Raw genomic sequence first — 20,731 nt, 5'->3', positions numbered from 1 at the left:
CAAGATTTACCCCGCTTTTGACTCTTTTTGTATCGCTGCTAGTTGCTTCATATATGCCCATTTTGCCTCAGATGTTAATACAATGTCATTTTGCTTAATCGCACCGAGCTCAAAACTTGAGCGATCCTTTGCGACAATAAACTGAAAAACGAGCTGCTGTTCACCGTGTGTACCGGTAAACTGAACGACATGTTGTCCCTGACGCGCGGTAAAGTACTCCCAGTGCGTCAATTCAAAATAGCCATGAAACACATCGCCAATGTACTGTTCCTCTGTAAAAGGCAACTGCGCGGCTTTTATATAATCGATATACGGCGAGTCGGTTTCAATTTCTGAAGCATTTAACACATAGCCGACGATACACCCCATCACAACAACGCAGGCGAGTACACGAATATGCTGTCCTAACGTCAAACAGATCACTTCCTTCATCAAAAAAGAATAGGGGAGAGAGTGCTTACAAAAGGTTGAAAAAAATCAGCCTCTAACGAGTGTTAGAAGCTGATCGAGTTTCCGTCTATGAAGAGCGGAACGTTTTGATTAGTGAGACGCGTCTTGAACTGAGATACCTGTTTGTGCTTTAACTTCCACTTCACGGTATTTCGCTTCATTCGTTTCTTTCGATAACAATGTACCAATAACTCCACCAAGGAAGCCAAGCGGTACAGAGATAATCGCTGGGTTCGTTAACATGATTAATGGCTCACCCACGAAGATTGCTTTGCCTTCAACGGCATTCCATACGTTTGGTGAAACCGCTACTAATACTAACGCAGAGATTAAACCTGTTAACATCGCCGCTACTGCACCTGTCGTGTTGAAGCGCTTCCAGTAAATTGTGAAAATGATTACTGGTAAGTTTGCTGATGCAGCGATACAGAATGCTAAAGATACTAAGAAGGCTACGTTTAAAGTTTGTGCACCTAAAGCTAATAGGATAGATACTGCAGAGATAATGATTGACCCGATACGAGCCGCTTTCACCGCTTCTTTTTCAGTAATCTTACCTTTTTTGATGATTTGACCATAAATGTCATGTGATAATGCAGATGCACCTGAAAGTACTAAACCAGCTACTACTGCTAAAATTGTCGCGAATGCTACTGCACACACGAATGAGAATAAGATGTCGCCACCAAGTGCCTGTGCAAGAAGTGGGGCAGCCATGTTACCAGCAGGGTTAGCTGCTACGATTGCCTCTTTACCTACGAATGCCGCAGCACCGAAGCCTAAGAAAATTGTTAATACGTAGAATAATCCTACAATCCAAGTTGCCCAAATTACTGAAGAACGAGCTGTTTGTGCGTCTTTTACAGTGAAGAAACGCATTAAGATATGTGGAAGACCCGCAGTACCAAGTACTAACGCGATCAGCATCGAGATTGTATCAATACCGTTTGTGTAGCGTAAGCCTGGATTTAAGTAAGCTTCACCATGCTCTGTTACTGTCGTCATTTGCGTGAACATATTTGCAATTGAGAAGTCGAATTGCGCTAATACTAAGAACGAGATAATCACAGTACCGATCATTAATAAACAAGCTTTAATGATTTGTACCCAAGATGTCGCTGTCATACCACCGAATAATACGTAAACTGTCATCATGATCCCTACTAAAAGTACGGCCATCCAGTATTCAATCCCTAATAATAACTGGATTAAAGCACCAGCACCTACTAATTGTGCGATCATGTAGAATAATACGATTGTAATTGTCGATAATGCTGCTGTACCACGTACTTTTGCTTTATCAAAACGTGCCGTAATCATGTCCGCTAATGTGAAGCGTCCTAAGTTACGTAATGGCTCAGCTACGATGTAAAGTACAACTAAGTAGGCTACTAGGTAACCAATCGAGAAGAAGAAGCCGTCGAATCCGAATAATGCGATCGAACCGGCGATCCCTAAGAATGAAGCAGCTGATAAGTAGTCACCAGCAATTGCTAATCCATTTTGCCAACCAGTTAACCCCCCGCCGGCTGTATAGAAGTCAGATGCACTTGATGTACGTTTAGAAGCCCACCAAGTAATCACTAATGTTAAACCTACGATTGCTACGAAGAAGAATACCGCTGTAAAACTCATTTCGCATTACCTCCTTCATATTCTGCAATGATTGATTTTGCTTCTTTATCAAATTTGTTAGCGCGTGCAACATAGAAGTGAGCTAAGCCCCATGTCATAAGAAATAGGCCTGCCGAGTATAGCCACACCCAAGTAACGCTACCGATCGCTTTTTGATGAAGAATGTCTGTGTATGACGTTAAAATTGGTAATAACATATAAAGTGCTAAGAAAATAAATGTCATAGACCACAGGAAAGAATTTTTCTTTTTCGCTAGTTGCTTAAAAGAAGGTTGAGCTGCGATTTTGTCATAATCAATGACTGGTTTTTTTGTATTCCCCATATACATACCCCCATTTTTGTTTATATTTACTGCTCTATGTTTGTAAAATTCTCTTTCGAGCGCTTCACATTTTCATTTTATTTTAGCTGTCATAAAATTGCAATACTTTTTGTGGAAATTATTCGAAAAAATTTATTGAAAAAATAAGTTTATTAGAGAAAATATTGTACATTACTAACTAAAAAAATAATATTTAAATGTTATATATCAACGTAAAGTGTTGGTTTGAGTGTATTTCTAGATAAACTGGAAGAGAATATTTTTGTTTTTTCGAGAAAAAATGATACAGAAATATTATTCTATTTTTGTTAAATTAGTAAGTTAAGAAAAGCGAATTGTTTTACAAGGAAACGAATTTTTATCGTTTTTTTGTAATCCTTATACAATAAAAAAAGAAAAAGTAGAGGAGATGCCCCTACTTTTTCTCTCTTAAATAATTAATGTGATGCATCTTGTACAGAAATTCCTGTGTGTGCTTTTACACGAATTTCTTTGTAAATACGTTCTGCTTCTGCTTGTTCTACTTTATTTGCTGTTAGTACAGATGCTAGGTAACCAACAAGGAAGCTCAGTGGAATTGTAATAATTGCTGGCACAGCCAAGTTCACTAAAGGTTCACCGACAAAAATTGCATTTCCAGTAGGGCTCCAAATGTTTGGACCCATTGCACCTAGCACTAGACAAGATACTAAACCTGTCACCATGGCAGCAATTGCACCATTTGAATTGAACTTCTTCCAGTAAATTGTGTACAGAATTACTGGTAAGTTTGCTGATGCCCCGATACAGAAGGCAAATGATACTAAGAACGATACGTTTAAGCTTTGAGCGAATAACGCTAAAATGATTGAAACGATCGCAATTGAAATAGAACCAATACGAGCAGCTAATACTTGTTGCTTTTCTGTTAATTTACCACCCATAATGATTTCACCGTAAATGTCATGTGAAATCGCAGACGCACCTGTTAATACTAAGCCGGATACTACGGCTAAAATCGTTGCGAATGCTACTGCGCAAATAAATGATAATAAAATATTGCCACCTAAAAATTCAGCTAGTAAAGGCGCGGCTGTATTACCAGCAGCATTTTCTGCTTTAATCGCATCAAACCCGACAAAGTGCATTGCGCCGAATCCTAAGAAAATCGTTAATGAGAAGAAAATTGATGTAATCCAAGTTGTCCAAGAAATTGATGAACGAGCTGTTTTTGCATCCTTTACAGTAAAGAAGCGCATTAAAATATGCGGTAAACCAGATGTACCTAATACTAAGGCTAACATCATAGATAGTGAATCAATAGAAGACGTGTATTTCATCCCTGGCACTAAATATTCTTCCCCGTAATTCGTACTCACTGTGTCAAACATCTTTACTAAATTGAAGTCAAACTTCGCAAATACTAATACGGCAAGTAAGCCTGTACCAAATAATAAGAGACCCGCTTTAATAATTTGTACCCAAGATGTAGCAGTCATCCCGCCAAATAGTACGTACGTTGTCATCATAACCCCTACGATTAATACCGCAAGCCAGTACTCAATGCCGAATAATAGTTTAATTAATGCACCGGCACCTACTAATTGGGCGATCATATATAAGATAACGATAATAATTGTACCTGTAGCAGCGACACCACGAATACGTTTTTCATTGAAACGTGCTGTTAACATATCTGCTAATGTATAGCGTCCTAAGTTACGCATTGGTTCTGCGATAATATATAGAAGAACTAAATTGGCTACAACGTAACCGACAGAGAAGAAGAAGCCGTCAAACCCTGTTAAGGCAATTGCTCCGGACACCCCAAGGAATGCTGCTGCGGATAAGTAATCCCCAGCAATTGCAAAGCCATTTTGCCAACCCTTTAAACCACCGCCAGCTGTATAGAAATCACTCGCAGAAGAGGTTCTCTTTGCTGCAATATACGTTACGACTAATGTTAAGCCGACAATCCCTAAGAAAAATCCTACTGATACTAAGTTCATGAGTTATGCACCTGCCTTGTCATATTCAGTTAATACAGCCGCAGCTGCTTTGTCGAACTTTGATGCCATTTTAATGTATAGCGTACAAAGCACGATTGTCATGACGAATAGGGCAGCCGAATAAACCCAAACCCATGTAATGCTACCAATTGCTTTCTGTTGTAACACAGGCGTGAACGCTAAAATCGGTAACAGTATGTAAAATGTCAAAAAAGTAAAAGTAATACCGAATAAAAATGTGTTTTTTTTCTTTACAAACGCATTGAATGACTCCAAACGATCGATTGCCTCGTAGTTGATATCACTGCGCTTTCCTGAGTGTTTTTCCCCTAAACTACTCATTGTTAATTCCCCCTTATGAATCATTATTCTGTTTTAAACGGAATATTACTGTTTGCCCCCGTCAATAAATTTGATTGTAAGGGGGAATTCTCTATAATGCAATAACAATTTTTCTGAAAACTCTAAATCGTCTCTAGTTGTTTGAAGTAGAATTATTACGTTTTTTGGAGAGAAAAAACATGTTTATTGGGGTGGGGAAGTAGTGGTAATTGTTATCCTGAATGTATAGATAACAAAAAATCATTCTTTTAAAGAAAATTAGATACATAAAGCAAGAATTAATATTTCGTTACACTAATATAATTGATTTTCAGATTATTGAAGGTGTGACTTCACTTTGTACTATAACAACGATAAAATGATATTTTTTTGATATGTGATGAATATTATTTTTTACTCATTTAATTGGAGGCGTTATTTCGTTTGCGTTGAAAATATAGCTTGCGTAAGAAATCCTCTGATCCAACTATCACATCAGTGAAAAAGGGCTTTCATGGTGCGTTCTCTGAATTTCGTTTCGCGTTTGCTTTCTTTAATATAATTTTTATCCGCTATACATTATTTTGGATTTATCTTGTTATTCTTTTTGGGAAGCAGTAGAAACAAGGGAATATGCGCTATTAATCATTATTTATCGATAAAGTTTATATCCAGTTTATATTATTAGAATATAATTTAAAGGTATATTTAAAGAGAGAAGGTTTTATGATGAAGAAATTAGGATATGTATTACTTGCAGCAACAATTCTTGCAGGATGTAATACATCGGAAGATACAAGTGCGCCGGCGTCGACTCACGCTCATTCACATGAAGGTGAGCGTTATGACAATCCGCAGCATATGTTGCAGGAAAATTTAGGGGAACAAGCGTTAACGTTTCCTCCGCTTTTAACGCCAACATCTACAGATGGCAACCAAATCGTCTATGAGTTGACGGCGCAGCAAGGCAACATGACTTTTGTAGATGGGGTAGAAACAGCTACATACGGATATAATGGAAACTTTTTAGGACCTGTCCTGCGTTTAGAGCAAGGCCAAGAGGTAACGATAAAACTGACAAATGATTTGCCAGAACCTACGACGTTCCATTGGCATGGGTTAGAGGTAGCGGGAGATGCGCGGGATGGTGGTCCACATGCGGTGATTGAGCCAGGTGTCACGGAAACGATTCAATTTACAGTGAATCAGCAAGCAGCGACCTTATGGTATCATCCGCATCCAATGGGCTATACCGCGAAGCAAGTGTATAAGGGATTAGCTGGTCTTTTGTATATAGAAGATGCCACTAGTAAATCGCTACATCTACCAAATGACTATGCTATCAATGATTTCCCGATTATTTTACAGGATCGTACGCTACTAGATGGGGAACTCGTTTATGAAGAAGTGGCCAATACGATGAGTACGCTAGGAGATACGGTGATGATTAATGGTGTGGTGAATCCAGCATTAACCGCGCCAAAGGAAAAAGTTCGTTTGCGTATTTTAAATGGTTCCAATGCGTTAACGTACTATTTAAAGTTTGAAAACGACATGCCATTTCAGTTACTTGCTACAGATGGTGGCTTTTTACAAGAGGCAAGTGAACTGACAAAGCTAACACTTGGAGCAGGTGAGCGTGTTGAAATTTTAGTGGACTTAACGCAAGTAGAGGGCAATACATTAGCGCTACTGAATAATGATACCGTACTAATGCCGATAAACATTACGGGCGATGCGAAGGAGATTCAGTATGATAAGGAATTAACTACCTTTGATGTGCCAGATGAAATAGCACAACAAGAGCCTACGAAGTCGATTACGATGGAGGGCATGACTGAAAACTTCTTACTAAACGGGCAATCCTTTGACCCAGACCGAATTGACTTACGCCAAAAGCAAGGTGTTACAGAAATTTGGGAAATCGAAAATATCATTACGGATGAAGGAGCTATGGCACATCCATTCCATATTCACGGCACACAATTTTTAGTGATATCGGTAAATGGTAAAACGCCAGATGCAAGTATGCAAGGCTATAAAGATACGATTACCGTGCAGCCAATGGATAAGGTTCGGATCGCCGTTCGTTTCCCGGAAAAAGGTATCTATATGTTCCATTGCCATATTTTAGAGCATGAAGATGTCGGGATGATGGGGCAAATTGAGATTTATTAACGCTAAATTCACTTTTTAAATGTGCTATGTTTAGTGAGGAAGCAACTTTTATTTAACAAAGAGCAGCGCCTGGTGTAATTTCCGGGCGTTTTTGTCGTTTAAGTGATAAGAAGTAACACTTAAGCTGTTTCCAAAAAACTATTATGTTAAAGTGTGAGAATAGATGATTAAAAAAGGTGGGTAAACATGTTAAACCTTTCTACTGCGCGTTTACGTTTTGAACGCTATACAATGGATGATGTACCACTTGTGTTAGAGTTAGTAACGAATCAAATGGTGATGAACTATATTGGCAATGGGCAAGTAAAAGACATCGATTATGCAACACATCTTATTGAGAGGATGCTTGAACAATATAAAAATTTTGATAATTATGGCCTGCATAAGCTCATTCATAAAGAGACAGGTGCTTTTATTGGTCATGCGGGGTTAGTGGCGCAACTACTTGATGATGCATTCGAAATCGAGCTTGGTTACTGGATTGCACCAGCCTATTGGCAACAGGGCTACGGCTTTGAAGCAGCAGAAGCACTAAAGCATTATGCTGATGAAGAAATGTATTTAGAACGGTATGTATCGGCTATCCAAGTAGGAAATACCGGTTCGAAACAAATTGCATTAAAAAACGGCATGCAGCTTGAAAAGGTCATTGAAATGGAAGGCAAGCAAGTCGAAATCTATGTAATAGAAAATGAAATCGAATTTGAAGAGGAATAAATTGTGAAAAGTTATTTTATAAGTTATGAAGCATTTAAACAAAAGGGCGGATCCATTAAAACTACGACCATTACATATGATGAGTTGCTTGCTGTATTGACGATGCATATGGAACGTTTAGATAAACAGTTTTCACTTATTCTAAATGGTCATCTGCCAAAGCCATTGCATGAAATACTGGATGATGCGTTTGAACAAAGTCATTTATATAAGGCATTTTATACGCAGCATTGTGCCCATCGTAATTATCGCTATCGTAGTTTGTCTAAAAATCGTATAAAGGTTGATTTTACGCTAAGTTATCGCATGAATCGCACGGATGAAAAGGATATGCTTGCTGAAATGGATGAGGTACTTGTGCGGATTACAACGCCAGCAATGTCTACGTTAGAAAAGGTTGTAGCAGTGCATGATTATATTGTGCGTACCTATAGCTATGAGCTGCATACAAAGGGTTCGCCGTTTTCAGTCGCTACGTTTATGAAAGAAAAGCGCGGCGTGTGTATGGCGTATGCGTTGCTATTTGAAAAGCTGATGGATCGTTTAAACATTCCGTGTTATTACGTCATTGGTCAAGCAGACGGGGAAGGCGATGGCGGTCATGCTTGGAATATGGTGAAGATTGATGAGGCTTGGTATCATGTCGATGTGACGTGGGATGATATTGGTCATGCGGGGAATCATGAAATTCGTTATCGTTATTTTTTACTAACGGATGATCAGCTTGCGAAAAATCATCAATGGGATCTTGATTTGTATCCACCTTGTACGAGTGAGCGTTTTAAAGCGATGCATAATTTGTATGATGCTTGTTTGGTTGGGGATGAACTTATGTATCCGCATCCGAAAACGGCTTATTTGACGGCGATGTCCCTAAATACGCTTCAAACGCGTAAGCTTGAGGAACTTCGTGCGCAATATTGTACGTTTGCGAATGGACTTGTGTATTTCAGTAATTATTCGGACGGGGCGGTTCTTTATACGTATCGTGTGGAAACAAAAGAACTGACGAAGTGTGGCGCGGATCAGGTAACAGCCATTCATCAAACGACTTCAACGCTTGTTGTGACGTATGAAAATGGCAAGACAGATCAAATTGCCATTGAACCATGTGCTACAGTTGAATGCGCGGCTACAGAGACGCTTGAAATCGATTCGACGCGTTATACAGACGTTTCGATGATGTCGCTTGGTGACAGCTGGCTTGCAACGTTTGATCATGCGACGGAGGCTCTAGTAGCGTTTAAGAGCGCGGATGGTGTGGAACTTTATATCAATGAACCGGTGAAACAACTGACTGTGTCCCTAGAAATTGATAAGGGAATACAACTGCACATGACGATCAATCGAAAATCGGTCCAGTTTGAGCAAGCAGTGAAATTAGTGCTGCCAATCCATTTAGTTGAAACCCTTGTACCAAGCTTACAAAAACAATTAGGCGATCAAATAACGGTCACTGCAAATACAGTAGTCATTCAGAGCGAACGAAACCTGATGCTACATATTAAAAAATAAAGATGTAAATGAGCTGCTTGAAGTTAGATGAAACTCTAATTCGAGTAGCTTTTTTTCATTTATATGGGCAAGCTCAAACGAATTGACATGGATAGGAACCCGTAAATGCAATTGTCGATGCGTCTGAGCGAGTGGTTCAAATAAGAATGATGAAAGTGACCGGAAATATCATTTTTCTGCTGTGAGTCTAAAAATTTACGGGGTATATACTCGTGAATTATCAAATTATTATCAAAACGATAGGTTTTCGTTTGTGATGATGCCAAGAGGAATAGATTGCTAGTTTTGCGTGAGTGAAATGAATTTTAGAGGATTTCTGGTGGTAAGTTCGAAAATAAAAAAATAGTGAAACGATGAATTGGAGTTGATTAGTAGGTGTAGCATTTACGCAAATCAGATTATTTGAATGAACGTGAAATTACGGATTTATTAAGAGGCCCAGAAAAGTGTTTGCAGGAATTTTATGAAGCGGTTGAGGTGTTAGACAGAGCTAGTTTAAAAGAATCGATAGCGCAAGTATCGGAGCTGGTTAAGGCGCAAAACGACTTGGAACATGTTGCGTAACTTTGATCAGAAAAATTTTGCTGATAAAGATTTTATTGTGTATTCATTTAAATATAAATCAAACGATGGTTATTATTGTGTGAAAGATAGCATGTTTTTTACATTACCAAAATAAAACTACCTGAGGAATTAGTTAGCTTTGTTAAATATAAATCAACATGCTACATATCATTAATAATGCGTTAATTCCTGAGGTTTTAAACATTAATTATTGTTAACACGTTTCACTTAAAAATCGCGTTCTGTCTCACTACTATAAGTATACTTTTGAAACGAGACGTTACTTCCTATAATATATATTATGACCGTGTCCCTAATTTGAAGTTAAGAATAAGGGCTTTATTACGGCCCTTTTAAGTGGATTAACTTCCCTATTTATTCATGGACAATAACTTCTTGTCTTTATTATGTTATTGAATGAAATTCTAACTAATTCCACCGTTCTTATTACAATCAAATTCTAACGGGATTGTATGTGTAGATATGATGCCATCTTGCGAATAATTCCCTGAAACTTCGATGAAATAAGTAGCACCGTCATCTTTTAATAATGCTACATTACCATATTGATTCCAGTTTCCAGTCGAATCCTCTGCTTCCGAAGAAATCCCGTTAAAGACGGAAAATAGCTGTCTTCCTTTTGATGTATTTTCGTTTAATTGTGTATCAAAGGAACCTTCAAAAACAATGTTCTCTTTTTTCGAGCCAATGTTCAATGTCACGATCTTTGGTACGGCAGCTGGATGATAGCGTTCTTTATTTTTTGAAACAGCAATGGATACATCTGCTCGCTCTTTTGCACGTTCTTTAAATGTGTCAACTTCAACCCAATCGTCATCAGAAAATGTAGTAATTGGTTCTAACTTGAGCTCTGTGTTATGTTCTACATTAATGCCTTCTATGACAGCTACATATTGTTGATAATAATCCTCTTGTTGCTCTTGTGTTAAATTTAAAAGCGTTGGTGATACTTCTTCTGTAATTTCTTTGCTATCGACTGCATCATCAGTACATGCTGATAAAGCCAACGCTCCAAATAAAATACTTATGTAAAGATATTTTTGCAACACTTTCACCCCATTCAATACCACTATTATACCATATATGTTTTTTATTGGTAGTTAAGGGCTTTTAGTTTCAAATTGGCATTTTGGAACGTCTATTGGGTTTATTTTGCATACTTTATAAATCATTACTGAACTAGATTCACCATTAATTTGACATATTATGCTTTCACTTGAATTTCCCATTCTTTAAGGGATTCCACCAGTTGTTTATGCAATTTCATATCAGTGTTCATAATTTCGCATCCTCTATCATCATAAATATGAAAAATGCATTTCGTCCTTACATTTATAAAGAAGATATTAGGTGGGTATATGCAATACTTTCTTCTTAACTGAGGTTTCAAAGAGCCAAAATCCTTATGTATTAAGGATTTTAGAAGGTATTCTAATTTTAGCTCTGAAACGTTACATAACAATTCCATTTGCTGAATACAAATATCCTCTTCATCAAATTGCCAAATAAACTCGTGCATACGCAATGAATACTTTTTTTGTTGTACTTTTACATACCGTTGAAAAAAGTTTGGATAGACGGTTTTATTGCTGTCGCACGGATAGGAATTAGCAATAAGGATCACATCATCATCCTTTTTAAACAACAAAGGAAAAATTTCAGCTACGTGATTATATACGCTGTGAAATCTTTTCATATTTAGTTTTCCATCCTCATTAAACTGATAAATATCCTCACCTAATTCGACGTGAATACCTAAATCCAAAGAATGATAAATAGCTGGTGTTAACAATAAACCTTTATAAAATTCATCCATTAATTTCGTTATTTTCATATACACCTTTACCTTCTACTAGTTGATTAAGATAATCCCCCATCACCGCAGCAACAGCTTGATTTCCTCAATATACCGCACGTCCATTAATGCAGATCCGTAAAAGTAAAATGGTACCGCAACGAATGTTATGACGGAGATCATGAAAAAGATAAAGCCCCATACTTGCGCTGGTAAGAAGGTGCGCTGTGCTAAGTTTGTTGCATCGCCTGCGTCTTCGGGGTGTTTCATACTGTACATAAAAACGCGCCAGCCGCCATAGACGGAGCCGGCTAAGATGACCGCGCTTAAAAACATCGCCATATGCTCGATGACAGTCGGTGTCGTATAGAGGTAGACTGTTACTAATAACGCAATAAACCCGGCAATCCACAAAAATCCGTACCAGTTGCGGATAAATACAAGCGAAAAGCCTGCAATTCCAATGAGTATAAATAATACAAATGACGCTCGTCCCGCCTCAAGCAGCATGTATAAAACAAGCGAAATCACACACGGCAGCGTATAACCTGCAAACGTAACAAGTAAGCCGTCGCGATTATCCTTTACATAACTCATTACATGGCCCGATGTATCAAAATTCAAGCGCATTTCTGCCACCCGCTGCTCCACTAGCACCGCCACAAAGGCATGCGCAAATTCGTGAACCAATGTATAAGCAAGGTTAATGATCTGTCCAACGAATACAAGCACGGGATATTTATTCATAAAGTAGCCGAGCGCTACAATAAAGCCGATTAGGGTGTAGATAATTAATGGTATAGACATAGGCTACTCCTCATCAAAATGTAAATCAATCATCCGAATTCAAGAAATACTTAGCTATTTAACGCTGATGGAATTCAAACAATTGCTCCGAAAATTTTGTAGCGCTGATCCTTTTTGCAACGAATTGCGCCAGATAATTAAAGAAAGTTATTGAACTAAAGCATGAACATTGGTTGTTGTTGCAGTTACATTAATTGTTCAGGAGAATACATTATTTATCATACAGTAGCTACATCACGAGCTATCCCGATAAGGTACCATTCGCCATCTCTTTTTTGGTAGATGAAGCGCAGTGATTGGAACAAATGCTCATTAATTCCTGGTGAATAGTATTCCACGTATTTAGCATCTGGATAATATTCATGAATGGTATTTATTACACCTGCAAAATCCTCTGCCGGTTCATTAAAAGTAATGATATTATAATCTACTTCTTCCCTGCCCCATCTTCGTAATAGCATCTGTTGGACATATTCATGTAATGTCAGTTCAAATTCTTTTTCTGATTCATCTTTTCCCCATAAATACTTTGTATCATTTATTTCACTTATCTCCTTCTTTGATAAGTTAACATATGTCCGCCATAGCCCTCGGACTTTATTTAGTTATTTATGCGGTAGCGCGAGAAAAATACGGAGATGTTACCGATATCTTTTATACAACAATCGGGCGCAATTGTGGAAAATCATTTTAAAATTATTAGCATTGTAAATAAGTATTTAATTCATATCTCCAACGTAAGTAATCGTTTTCTCGTCAGCAGCAAATGAAATTAAATGTTGTCTTAATGCTTGAGGAAATAATTTATAGTCTAACAGCTCTTTTAACGGCAACCATTTCGTACCGATCTGTGCTTTATCTGGATTACTTCCATTTTCGAATGTTTCTGCGTGGACTTGGCATAAAAACATAAACTCCGTTTGATGTGCATGTGCGTGGTACTTTGCTAATTCATGGTTTTTGCCGATGTATTCTCTTACAAATATCAAATCGCCAATTTCAATTTCAGCGCCTAATTCTTCATTGCATTCTCGTTTCAATGCTTCATGAAGTGTTTCGCCATGCTCTTGGCCACCGCCGGGTAAAATATAATACGTATGACCATTTTCATACAGCTCTATTGCTAGTAAGTGCTCATCCTTTATTATAACGGCTTTTGCTGAGTTTCTTATATTCATTCCCAATTCCTCCGTATATGTTTATTATGTTGTCTTTTTGCCTTTCACAAGTCCCAAACTAGTTTTCAAAAATAAATAAACAAGCCAGTAGGGAAATATGCTGGCTTGTTCTCTCTACTCGATCAGCAATAGCTCTGATTCATAGAAGCTGACTTGTTGTATATAATCTTCCCTTACCCATTGACCTCACTAATCTCCAAAAGCTTCTCGGCTGTTTGATTCACGTTACTATACGCATGGCCTAGCTCTTGCATGCTTGTAGCGAAGCGTTCTGTGAATTCAGCAATTTGTCCGGAAGTTCCGTTTACCGTCTCAATTGAACTGCGGACTTTACTTAATTGAATCGCAATTTTATCTGCGCTTTCGTTGCTGCCTTGTGCCATTTTTTGAATTTCCTTGGCAACTACAGCAAAGCCTTTACCATGCTCACCTGAACGTGCTGCTTCAATCGATGCATTGAGTCCTAAAATTTGTGATTTTGTGGCAATGCCTTTCACCAGCTCAACGATGTGATTAATTTCCTTAATATCATCCGACATTGTTTCCGCAGATGATACAGGCCCGTCTAAGCGATTTGCTACGTCCATACTTGCGACAGTTAGTTCCTCATTCGTTGCGGTCATTTCTTCTACAGCACTCGATAAATCGGTTGCAAGTTGTCGCATCGAGCCGATTTTTTCATTAGAAATAATGACGCTAAGGACACCAATCAACTGGGATCCATCAAAAATGGGTTGTGCGGTTGATATGTATGCGAAGCCAAACTGCTCCGGTCCTTTTTCTTCTCTAAAAAAACGTTTCTGTGATAGTGCGCGCTCCGTCACCGTTCCATGGAAATTCGATGCCTTTATGCCAAGCTGTAACTTTAGATCAATTGTCTTCCCCGGACGATAACCAACTAGCTCATCGGTATCAGTGACAACAATACAAGCGTCCTCCGGAAATGTTGCTTGATATAACTCCATAGTATCTACCACTGCCTGTAATTTTGAATGCATATGTTCATGCCCCCTTTAGTTAATATTATAAGGCAGTATCGATTTTTTTGATGACTCAATTGTGAATATTTAACAATATATTGAAGTTATGAATCGCATTTTACCCAGCACTTGTATTTAAATCATTTTCCTACCCTTCACAATTAAAAATGCTGGGCATTTCATTTGTTTTTTTAGTGTTGGATACAGCTGCACTGCTTCATCCGTTGGTACTGGCTCTACAATTTGTTCGATTTGTATATGATTCGCAATCAATGTATTAATAATCGTTGATACTGTGCGATGATACGTGATAACGTCATCTACTAACCAGCTTTGGGTACGTTTCCCTTCTTGCTGGTAGCGATCCAGTGCGTAATGTAAGATTTGTCCGTGCTCATCTAAAATCCAGTCTGCATGCCCTTTATTCGCCGTTACTATTGGGTGCTCAATTGAAAACAGCAAAATGCCATCTGGAGCTAATACGTGACCGATCTTGTTCACAAGTGCTGCAAAATCAGCGATATAATGAAATACTAAGGAACTGCAGATAACATCAACGGAACCATCAGCAAGCTGTAAATCTTCAAAAGCAATGTTTTGAAATTGCAACTGATGATGAACATTCTTTGATTTTGCTAGATCAATCATATTTTTTGAAATATCAATCCCTTTTACTTGTGCAGCACCCTTTTCTATACAGTTTGCCGCAAAGTCGCCCATACCACAGCCGATATCTAATACCATTTTGTCCCTTACATCCGGCATTAATCGTAAAAAGTTTGGCTGTTCAAGTAAATTATTATAATTATTTGCTCGCTCACGTATTGCCTTGTACTTTTGAAAAAATTCAGGGTTGTCATAAATATTTTGTTTCATTGTTTCCTCGATTCATCATAACGTTATGAAAGATTTGCGCATCTTTATTATGACACGCAGGCGAAAAAAGAAATAGACTTATAATTCTGTTTTTGATAGGATGTAGATAGAGGCATGTCTGAATTTGTAAATGCCGCAAAATAGATGATTATTTGGTATACTGAGTTAATTCCGCGCATGAGGATGTATAAATAAATGAGAGCCACTGATTCTAATAAATCAGTGGCTCTTTTGCTTTGAAGGCTAAAAAACGCCGCGCATCAATTTTTCCTATTTACGTAAGTGTTTAAGGATTATATATGTACATGAAGCTATTACTCCGGCTAAATATAGTGCTGAGAAGCCGATGAAGCCTAAATAAGAACTTCCGATGTCTGGTGCCCCGGAACTAAAAACAACGGCTAGTACCATACATAGAATGATTCCTATTAAGAATGTACCAAACCCAATACCAATTGATTTCAAGTGATTTCCCTCATTTCTTTTCGTGATGTTCCGCGCCATCTGTAAACACAACACGTACGGCATGCTCAGTTGCTAACTTTTCTAGATGATGAAGTTCAAGGGTATTGATCGAAAGTGTTCGTTTCTTAAGCTTAGCGCCGTCCTCTACCCAATAACGAATGAGCTCCGCATGATGCGCGGGCTCTATGGACTTTTTCATATAAACGAGCAAATCATTCATAAACGCCGCGTGCCAATTCCCTTCAATGCCGTAGACATAAGGCTTCTGGTGATAATCGGCCAAATCAGTTGGTGGATCCGTCCACTCAAAAATATGGAGCTGGCCAAATGCTGATTCATCCGCAGCATGTACGAGAAGCGTCTCATCAGGTAGCGAATACCAAACTTGATCGGTAACTGCTGGATAAAGTAATTTCATTTCTTTTACGGTAAGCTCTTCAATGCCTCTACAATCAATCGTTGGTAGAGGTTGTTCAGCTACTAGAACGGAATATAAGGTCATTTTACTGCTCCTTTTTACATAAAAAATGGGATTAATCAAAATAAAAAATAGTAAGGATTTTAGCTTGAATCCTATTAGATGAGTCCCTATCTATTATTTCCGCGCATTTATATTAGCAAGTAGTTCAGGATTTAACGTTTCTCCTTCGATTACAATGGCCGTCAAGCCTCTTTCAGTCTTTGTTTCATGCCATTCTCCCTTCGTCCAAAAGACAGCTTCCCCAGCTTGAATGCGTTTGTGTTCCTTATTTTCCCCACATACCAAACCTTCTCCTTGCACAACATATAAAATTTGGTTAACCGGTGCCATGTGATAACCGATCAGTCCATTTTCCTCTAAGTACATGTAGCTGATTACAGTACGGCTTTCCGTTATTGCTAAACGAGATAATGTGAAATTTGAATCATAATGAGTAACTGTACGGCCGTGTTCTTTTGCGAAACTAAAAAATTCCATTATTGATCCTCCAATTTAGAAAAGATGGACTGAACAAATTGTTCTTTATAGTCCGTATATGCTTGAATTCCTTGTAAATCGCTTTTGAAAAAGGAATGCTTGATGCTTTCATATTCGCGCTTCGTCTCTTCATGTGCATTTAAATAATCTCTAAAAAACAGCATTTGCCGCCATTTTTCTTGATGGATTTCAACAATATGCATAAAATGTGTTTTTGTTTCAAACGATGCATTTGTAAATTTTGCACAGACAATTTCGTTAGGTCGCTCCACTTGCAGCCGGTAAAAGCCTACCTTTTTCAATGCTTTAAAAAATTCTTTATCTAGTAATATGAGGCTTTCTACACCTACTACTATATCAATAATCGGTTTTGCCTGAATGCCTTCAATGGACGTACTGCCAATATGCTCGATTTGATGTGGCTGTATTGACGTATTGTGTACAAGACTATCCTGCATCCTTAGAAATTCTGTTTTCCATTGTGGATCAAATGGTACAAGTATGACTTCGTCTTTCGATACACCAAGCTTCATCGTAACGCCCCCTCTATATACTAAGATTAAGCCGTTATGAGACTCGATACAAGTCTGTTAATATTTGGCGTAAAATGCTATACTAGAATTACTAGAAACGTTAAATAACCCCAAGTTCTCAAACAACTGTTTAGGAACTTGGGGTTATTTATTTTTTCACTAACTTTAATATGCAATTCCCTTTATTTTGAGTATTGCCCCTCTATTTAGTAACTTCCATGCTACAATACTATAGCAGCATCACAGCTGACTCCTTTTTCGAAAGGAGGTGCACTGCATGCCTAAGTTATCACGACAAGAAAGAGTACAGGCTGAGCGAGAGAAAAAGCGTGGAGAAGGACTGACCATCTTTCGATATGCAACGGATCTATTCCGTTTATTTGATACATTGTATCGATTCTTTCGTATGATGTTGTAAAACATAAAAAGAGACGTTGATTCGAACAAGAATCAGCGTCTCTTTTTATTTAAGGCAAATAAAAAACGCCTGGTGACCAAACCAGACGTTGCACTACATGCGATTCTTCACGACAAGAATCTAACTGCCTTCATTGTATGCCTTTAAATGGCATAAGTCAATGAATTACTTATAGTATATTCAAAATGAAGGGCTGTTTATGCTTAGCTCTTCATACATTTAGTTGAATATCTTTACTTTAACCGCGCATGAACGACCATGGACACACTATCTGCAGCAAAGGGCTCTTTATTCCAGGAACCATATAGATGAACAAGGTCAAATCCATGTTGATTCAATAGTCGCTGAAGCTCTAACGGATAAGTATAACGCAGTTGAATGCTATCCTTATATGTAGTGTTTGAAGAACTATAGGTAGAGGTACAAGTTAATAGTTGCGTCAAAGGATTATACTCTTCTCTATTGGTAACATTAAACACCTCCCCATTTTTCACAAGCACTTCATCATACACTTCACTATTCATAAGTTCAGACAAAATTGGATTTCTTGTATCAAAAATAAAGTCTCCATTTGGGTTTAAATACTGCTTCACTGATTCAAAAAGTGCATCTTGACTCTTATTTGTAAGGAAATGTTGAAACGAGTTGCCGGTCATATAAATAAAGTTTGATTGAATCGGCAAATTTAACCTTGTGCAATCTTGAACGCTTAAATGCACGTTAAGCCCCTCAGAATCAGCCTTTTCTTGTGCATAGTTAAGCATGCCAGAATCGATATCAACACCATATACGATATGTCCCTGCTTAGCTAAAGGGATTGCTAGTCGTCCTGTTCCACAAGCAAGTTCAATAATGGATTGGTGATTCCCAGCTAAATGAGCTTTAATAAATTCTAAATCCGCTGTATAGCCCTTATACGTTTCGTCATATTCATGTGGATCAGCATATTTGGATAAATTATCGCTAAATTCTTTCGTAGACATCGAATGCCCCCATTTATATTTCAATAATTATATGTAACTATAACATTTTCAGGAAAATTATAATGAAACTTTATTCTCACTCGTTCGTAACTATATTAAATTACATTTATTGGAGGGATTATATGAAAGATATTCTAAAGGGTATATTAGCAGTAATACTAGCATTAGCTTTATGGGATGGACTTAAGTGGTTATGGGCTATTGTCTTCTAAGAAAAAATATTTTGTTTGAGGAATATAAATATAGGAGGGATTATCAAATGGAATTTTTACTAGTTGGAACAATACACTTTGGTGAAACGCAGGATGTCGTGTCATTTACAGACGAAGATAAGCGTCTCATTAAACAACAAGACATTGAAAAGTTGATTGAAACGCTGGCACAGTATGCGCCTGATCAAATTTTTGTAGAGTATCCTTTCTCTATGCAAGATCAATTAACGAAGCTGTACATAGCTGAAGATGCTTCAGATCCCTTTAAGCAAAACGAAATTTATCAAATTGCTTTCCAATTAGCAAAAAAGCTTAAGCACCCCACTGTTTATGCGGTAGATTGGAATGAAAATATTCCTGGGCTAGCAAGTTTAGATGATGTAGCGGCTGGACCATGTGCAGCTGAGTTTAGTGAAATAATGAAAGTAGCAAATAATCAATTTGAAATAATGACAACCGCATTACGCAATGGCTCATTAATCGAACTTTACGAGAAAATAAATACCGATGAATTTAACCAAGCGAATCATAATATCTATTTACAGCTTATGCAGCTTAGCGATGAGCAAGCATTTAATTGGACGGTCAACTATTGGTATTACCGCAATCTAAAAATTGCCCGAAACATTTGTAAAGCTTTAACCCCAGAATCTAAACGAGCTGTTATTTTAATTGGTTCTGGACATAATTATTTGGTCAAACAGCAATTACAAGAATATGAATCATTTAAAGTGACCAATTTCGCGGACTTCTTAGCTTTAAACCCAGTTATTACTAAGTAAAGGGAGGTCTAGATATGAATTGGAATGAAATAAATCAGCAATCAGATATAGCGTATTTACTCGAGCATTTTGGTTATTTTCATGATGGCTGTTTAAGGGAGATGCATATGTGGACAGGAACTTATGTAAATGAAGACTTGTCCATGGTAGTGCCAGGAGAATTAGATACAAACGTTAAGCTGCTATTTCAGCGTCAATATGCGAATCCATGTGCAATTGAACTATTTTTTGAAGGTGTAACGGGTATTCAAATTATTCCGAGTCCAGAAAATTACGATTCCATCATCCGAGATGCAATTATAATTAAGCTCGAAGATACTTTTTATTGGGCGGATGACTACAATTGGCATCCTATAGAAAATCCTGACGCCTGTAGCAATTGGATTTCAGCTAAAAAGATGAAATGGCGAGAAGTAAACGACTGGATGGATAAGAAAAATCGGTATGGGGATTGAAGCGTTTTATTAATTCATTGCACATAAACGAGCTCTAAAAAACACTTGAATTATTGTGCTACCAATGAATTAAGTGTTTTTTTATGCTCTTCATTTTGAAATGAACATCTTTCTATTACTCCCCCACAAACACATACCGCGCAATCTGCTCGCCACCACTAAACAAGCCCTCAATCTCTGTAAATCCTGCTTTTTCATAAATATGCTTTGCCACAATATTCTCTGGTTCGTATGAAATATGTATTACCTGATGCTGCGGTTCTTTCATTTCACGAATCGCTTCAATAATAAGCGCCACCGAGTGTTTCCCGTAACCCTTCCCCTGATACCTTTCATCAATCATTAAACGGTAAATCCAATATTCTTTGTCTTCGTCATCAAGCCCAAATAACGAGAAGCCGACCATGGTTTCATCCGCGTAGATTGCCTGTGCATGAAAATTTTCTAGGAAATTTAACTGTGCCAGTGATACGGCGTTCGATGCCACGAAGTTTTTTTGATCGTCGGCAACCTGTAGCTTAACGGCCTCATACCAATTGTCCTTTGTAATCGGTTTTAGTTGTAACATGTTCATCGT

General features: G+C 37.8%; 23 protein-coding genes. 6 read left to right on the top strand and 17 right to left on the bottom strand.

What is annotated here, in order from left to right; all coding sequences use genetic code 11:
* Positions 1 to 6: 6 nt before the first annotated feature.
* The 5 genes from NSQ62_RS10755 to NSQ62_RS10735 form a co-directional block, all read right to left on the bottom strand.
* Positions 7 to 414: a hypothetical protein gene (locus NSQ62_RS10755; RefSeq protein WP_341320141.1), complete on the bottom strand. Its 408-nt coding sequence runs from the start codon at positions 412 to 414 to the stop codon at positions 7 to 9.
* Between the two features lie 126 nt (positions 415 to 540).
* Positions 541 to 2,085 (bottom strand): sodium/solute symporter, encoded by a 1,545-nt coding sequence (locus NSQ62_RS10750; RefSeq protein WP_341320140.1) that lies wholly within the window; start codon positions 2,083 to 2,085, stop codon positions 541 to 543.
* Positions 2,082 to 2,408, bottom strand: coding sequence for a DUF485 domain-containing protein (locus NSQ62_RS10745; RefSeq protein WP_341320139.1), 327 nt, complete (start codon positions 2,406 to 2,408; stop codon positions 2,082 to 2,084). Before NSQ62_RS10745 ends, NSQ62_RS10750 begins: the two co-directional genes overlap by 4 nt.
* 437 nt (positions 2,409 to 2,845) lie before the next feature.
* Positions 2,846 to 4,396 carry a cation acetate symporter gene (locus tag NSQ62_RS10740; RefSeq protein WP_341320138.1) on the bottom strand — a complete coding sequence of 517 codons (1,551 nt, stop codon included), beginning with the start codon at positions 4,394 to 4,396 and terminating at the stop codon, positions 2,846 to 2,848.
* A gap of 3 nt (positions 4,397 to 4,399) precedes the next feature.
* Positions 4,400 to 4,738, bottom strand: coding sequence for a DUF485 domain-containing protein (locus NSQ62_RS10735; protein ID WP_341320137.1), 339 nt, complete (start codon positions 4,736 to 4,738; stop codon positions 4,400 to 4,402).
* Between the two features lie 705 nt (positions 4,739 to 5,443).
* Between NSQ62_RS10735 and NSQ62_RS10730 the strand changes: the two genes are divergently transcribed.
* The 3 genes from NSQ62_RS10730 to NSQ62_RS10720 all read left to right on the top strand — a co-directional run bounded on the left by NSQ62_RS10730 (position 5,444) and on the right by NSQ62_RS10720 (position 9,127).
* Entirely contained in the window at positions 5,444 to 6,895 is a 1,452-nt protein-coding gene (locus NSQ62_RS10730; protein WP_341320136.1) for a multicopper oxidase domain-containing protein, read from the top strand.
* Positions 6,896 to 7,081: 186 nt separating this feature from the next.
* The gene (locus tag NSQ62_RS10725) at positions 7,082 to 7,612 is read left to right on the top strand and encodes a GNAT family N-acetyltransferase (RefSeq protein ID WP_341320135.1); all 531 of its coding nucleotides are present in this window, start codon (positions 7,082 to 7,084) and stop codon (positions 7,610 to 7,612) included.
* Between the two features lie 3 nt (positions 7,613 to 7,615).
* Positions 7,616 to 9,127, top strand: coding sequence for a transglutaminase domain-containing protein (locus NSQ62_RS10720; RefSeq protein ID WP_341320134.1), 1,512 nt, complete (start codon positions 7,616 to 7,618; stop codon positions 9,125 to 9,127).
* Between the two features lie 989 nt (positions 9,128 to 10,116).
* Here the strand turns inward: NSQ62_RS10720 and NSQ62_RS10715 are convergent.
* The 10 genes from NSQ62_RS10715 to NSQ62_RS10670 all read right to left on the bottom strand — a co-directional run bounded on the left by NSQ62_RS10715 (position 10,117) and on the right by NSQ62_RS10670 (position 17,304).
* Positions 10,117 to 10,758, bottom strand: a complete 642-nt coding sequence (locus NSQ62_RS10715; RefSeq protein WP_341320133.1) for a hypothetical protein — start codon at positions 10,756 to 10,758, stop codon at positions 10,117 to 10,119.
* Between the two features lie 158 nt (positions 10,759 to 10,916).
* Positions 10,917 to 11,546, bottom strand: coding sequence for a DUF3885 domain-containing protein (locus NSQ62_RS10710; RefSeq protein WP_341320132.1), 630 nt, complete (start codon positions 11,544 to 11,546; stop codon positions 10,917 to 10,919).
* A gap of 42 nt (positions 11,547 to 11,588) precedes the next feature.
* On the bottom strand, positions 11,589 to 12,314 hold the full coding sequence (locus NSQ62_RS10705; protein ID WP_341320131.1) for a M50 family metallopeptidase: 726 nt from the start codon (positions 12,312 to 12,314) through the stop codon (positions 11,589 to 11,591).
* 218 nt (positions 12,315 to 12,532) lie between these two features.
* A complete protein-coding gene (locus NSQ62_RS10700) occupies positions 12,533 to 12,775 on the bottom strand; it encodes a hypothetical protein (protein ID WP_341320130.1) in 243 nt (80 codons plus the stop codon).
* Positions 12,776 to 13,033: 258 nt separating this feature from the next.
* The gene (locus tag NSQ62_RS10695) at positions 13,034 to 13,492 is read right to left on the bottom strand and encodes an NUDIX domain-containing protein (protein ID WP_341320129.1); all 459 of its coding nucleotides are present in this window, start codon (positions 13,490 to 13,492) and stop codon (positions 13,034 to 13,036) included.
* A gap of 173 nt (positions 13,493 to 13,665) precedes the next feature.
* Positions 13,666 to 14,490, bottom strand: a complete 825-nt coding sequence (locus NSQ62_RS10690) for a methyl-accepting chemotaxis protein (RefSeq protein WP_341320128.1) — start codon at positions 14,488 to 14,490, stop codon at positions 13,666 to 13,668.
* A gap of 117 nt (positions 14,491 to 14,607) precedes the next feature.
* The gene (locus NSQ62_RS10685) at positions 14,608 to 15,348 is read right to left on the bottom strand and encodes a methyltransferase domain-containing protein (RefSeq protein ID WP_341320127.1); all 741 of its coding nucleotides are present in this window, start codon (positions 15,346 to 15,348) and stop codon (positions 14,608 to 14,610) included.
* A gap of 475 nt (positions 15,349 to 15,823) precedes the next feature.
* Positions 15,824 to 16,315, bottom strand: coding sequence for a hypothetical protein (locus tag NSQ62_RS10680; RefSeq protein ID WP_341320126.1), 492 nt, complete (start codon positions 16,313 to 16,315; stop codon positions 15,824 to 15,826).
* A 93-nt stretch (positions 16,316 to 16,408) separates the two neighbouring features.
* A complete protein-coding gene (locus NSQ62_RS10675) occupies positions 16,409 to 16,771 on the bottom strand; it encodes a cupin domain-containing protein (RefSeq protein ID WP_341320125.1) in 363 nt (120 codons plus the stop codon).
* On the bottom strand, positions 16,771 to 17,304 hold the full coding sequence (locus NSQ62_RS10670; protein WP_341320124.1) for a GrpB family protein: 534 nt from the start codon (positions 17,302 to 17,304) through the stop codon (positions 16,771 to 16,773). Before NSQ62_RS10670 ends, NSQ62_RS10675 begins: the two co-directional genes overlap by 1 nt.
* Positions 17,305 to 17,581: 277 nt before the next feature.
* On the opposite strand from NSQ62_RS10670, the gene NSQ62_RS10665 reads away from it, so the two are divergent.
* Entirely contained in the window at positions 17,582 to 17,722 is a 141-nt protein-coding gene (locus NSQ62_RS10665) for a hypothetical protein (protein WP_341320123.1), read from the top strand.
* Positions 17,723 to 17,955: 233 nt separating this feature from the next.
* Here the strand turns inward: NSQ62_RS10665 and NSQ62_RS10660 are convergent, their stop codons facing one another.
* On the bottom strand, positions 17,956 to 18,705 hold the full coding sequence (locus NSQ62_RS10660; protein ID WP_341320122.1) for a class I SAM-dependent methyltransferase: 750 nt from the start codon (positions 18,703 to 18,705) through the stop codon (positions 17,956 to 17,958).
* 259 nt (positions 18,706 to 18,964) lie between these two features.
* On the opposite strand from NSQ62_RS10660, the gene NSQ62_RS10655 reads away from it, so the two are divergent.
* Positions 18,965 to 19,699 (top strand): DUF5694 domain-containing protein, encoded by a 735-nt coding sequence (locus tag NSQ62_RS10655; protein ID WP_341320121.1) that lies wholly within the window; start codon positions 18,965 to 18,967, stop codon positions 19,697 to 19,699.
* Between the two features lie 14 nt (positions 19,700 to 19,713).
* A complete protein-coding gene (locus NSQ62_RS10650) occupies positions 19,714 to 20,154 on the top strand; it encodes a hypothetical protein (protein WP_341320120.1) in 441 nt (146 codons plus the stop codon).
* A gap of 115 nt (positions 20,155 to 20,269) precedes the next feature.
* On the opposite strand, the gene NSQ62_RS10645 is transcribed toward NSQ62_RS10650, so the two are convergent.
* Positions 20,270 to 20,728 (bottom strand): GNAT family N-acetyltransferase, encoded by a 459-nt coding sequence (locus NSQ62_RS10645; protein WP_341320119.1) that lies wholly within the window; start codon positions 20,726 to 20,728, stop codon positions 20,270 to 20,272.
* Positions 20,729 to 20,731 lie beyond the last annotated feature (3 nt).

Origin of the sequence: Solibacillus sp. FSL H8-0523, assembly GCF_038051985.1 — a bacterium.
In the GTDB taxonomy this organism is placed as follows: domain Bacteria; phylum Bacillota; class Bacilli; order Bacillales_A; family Planococcaceae; genus Solibacillus.
This window is presented reverse-complemented; position numbering and strand designations above follow the sequence as displayed.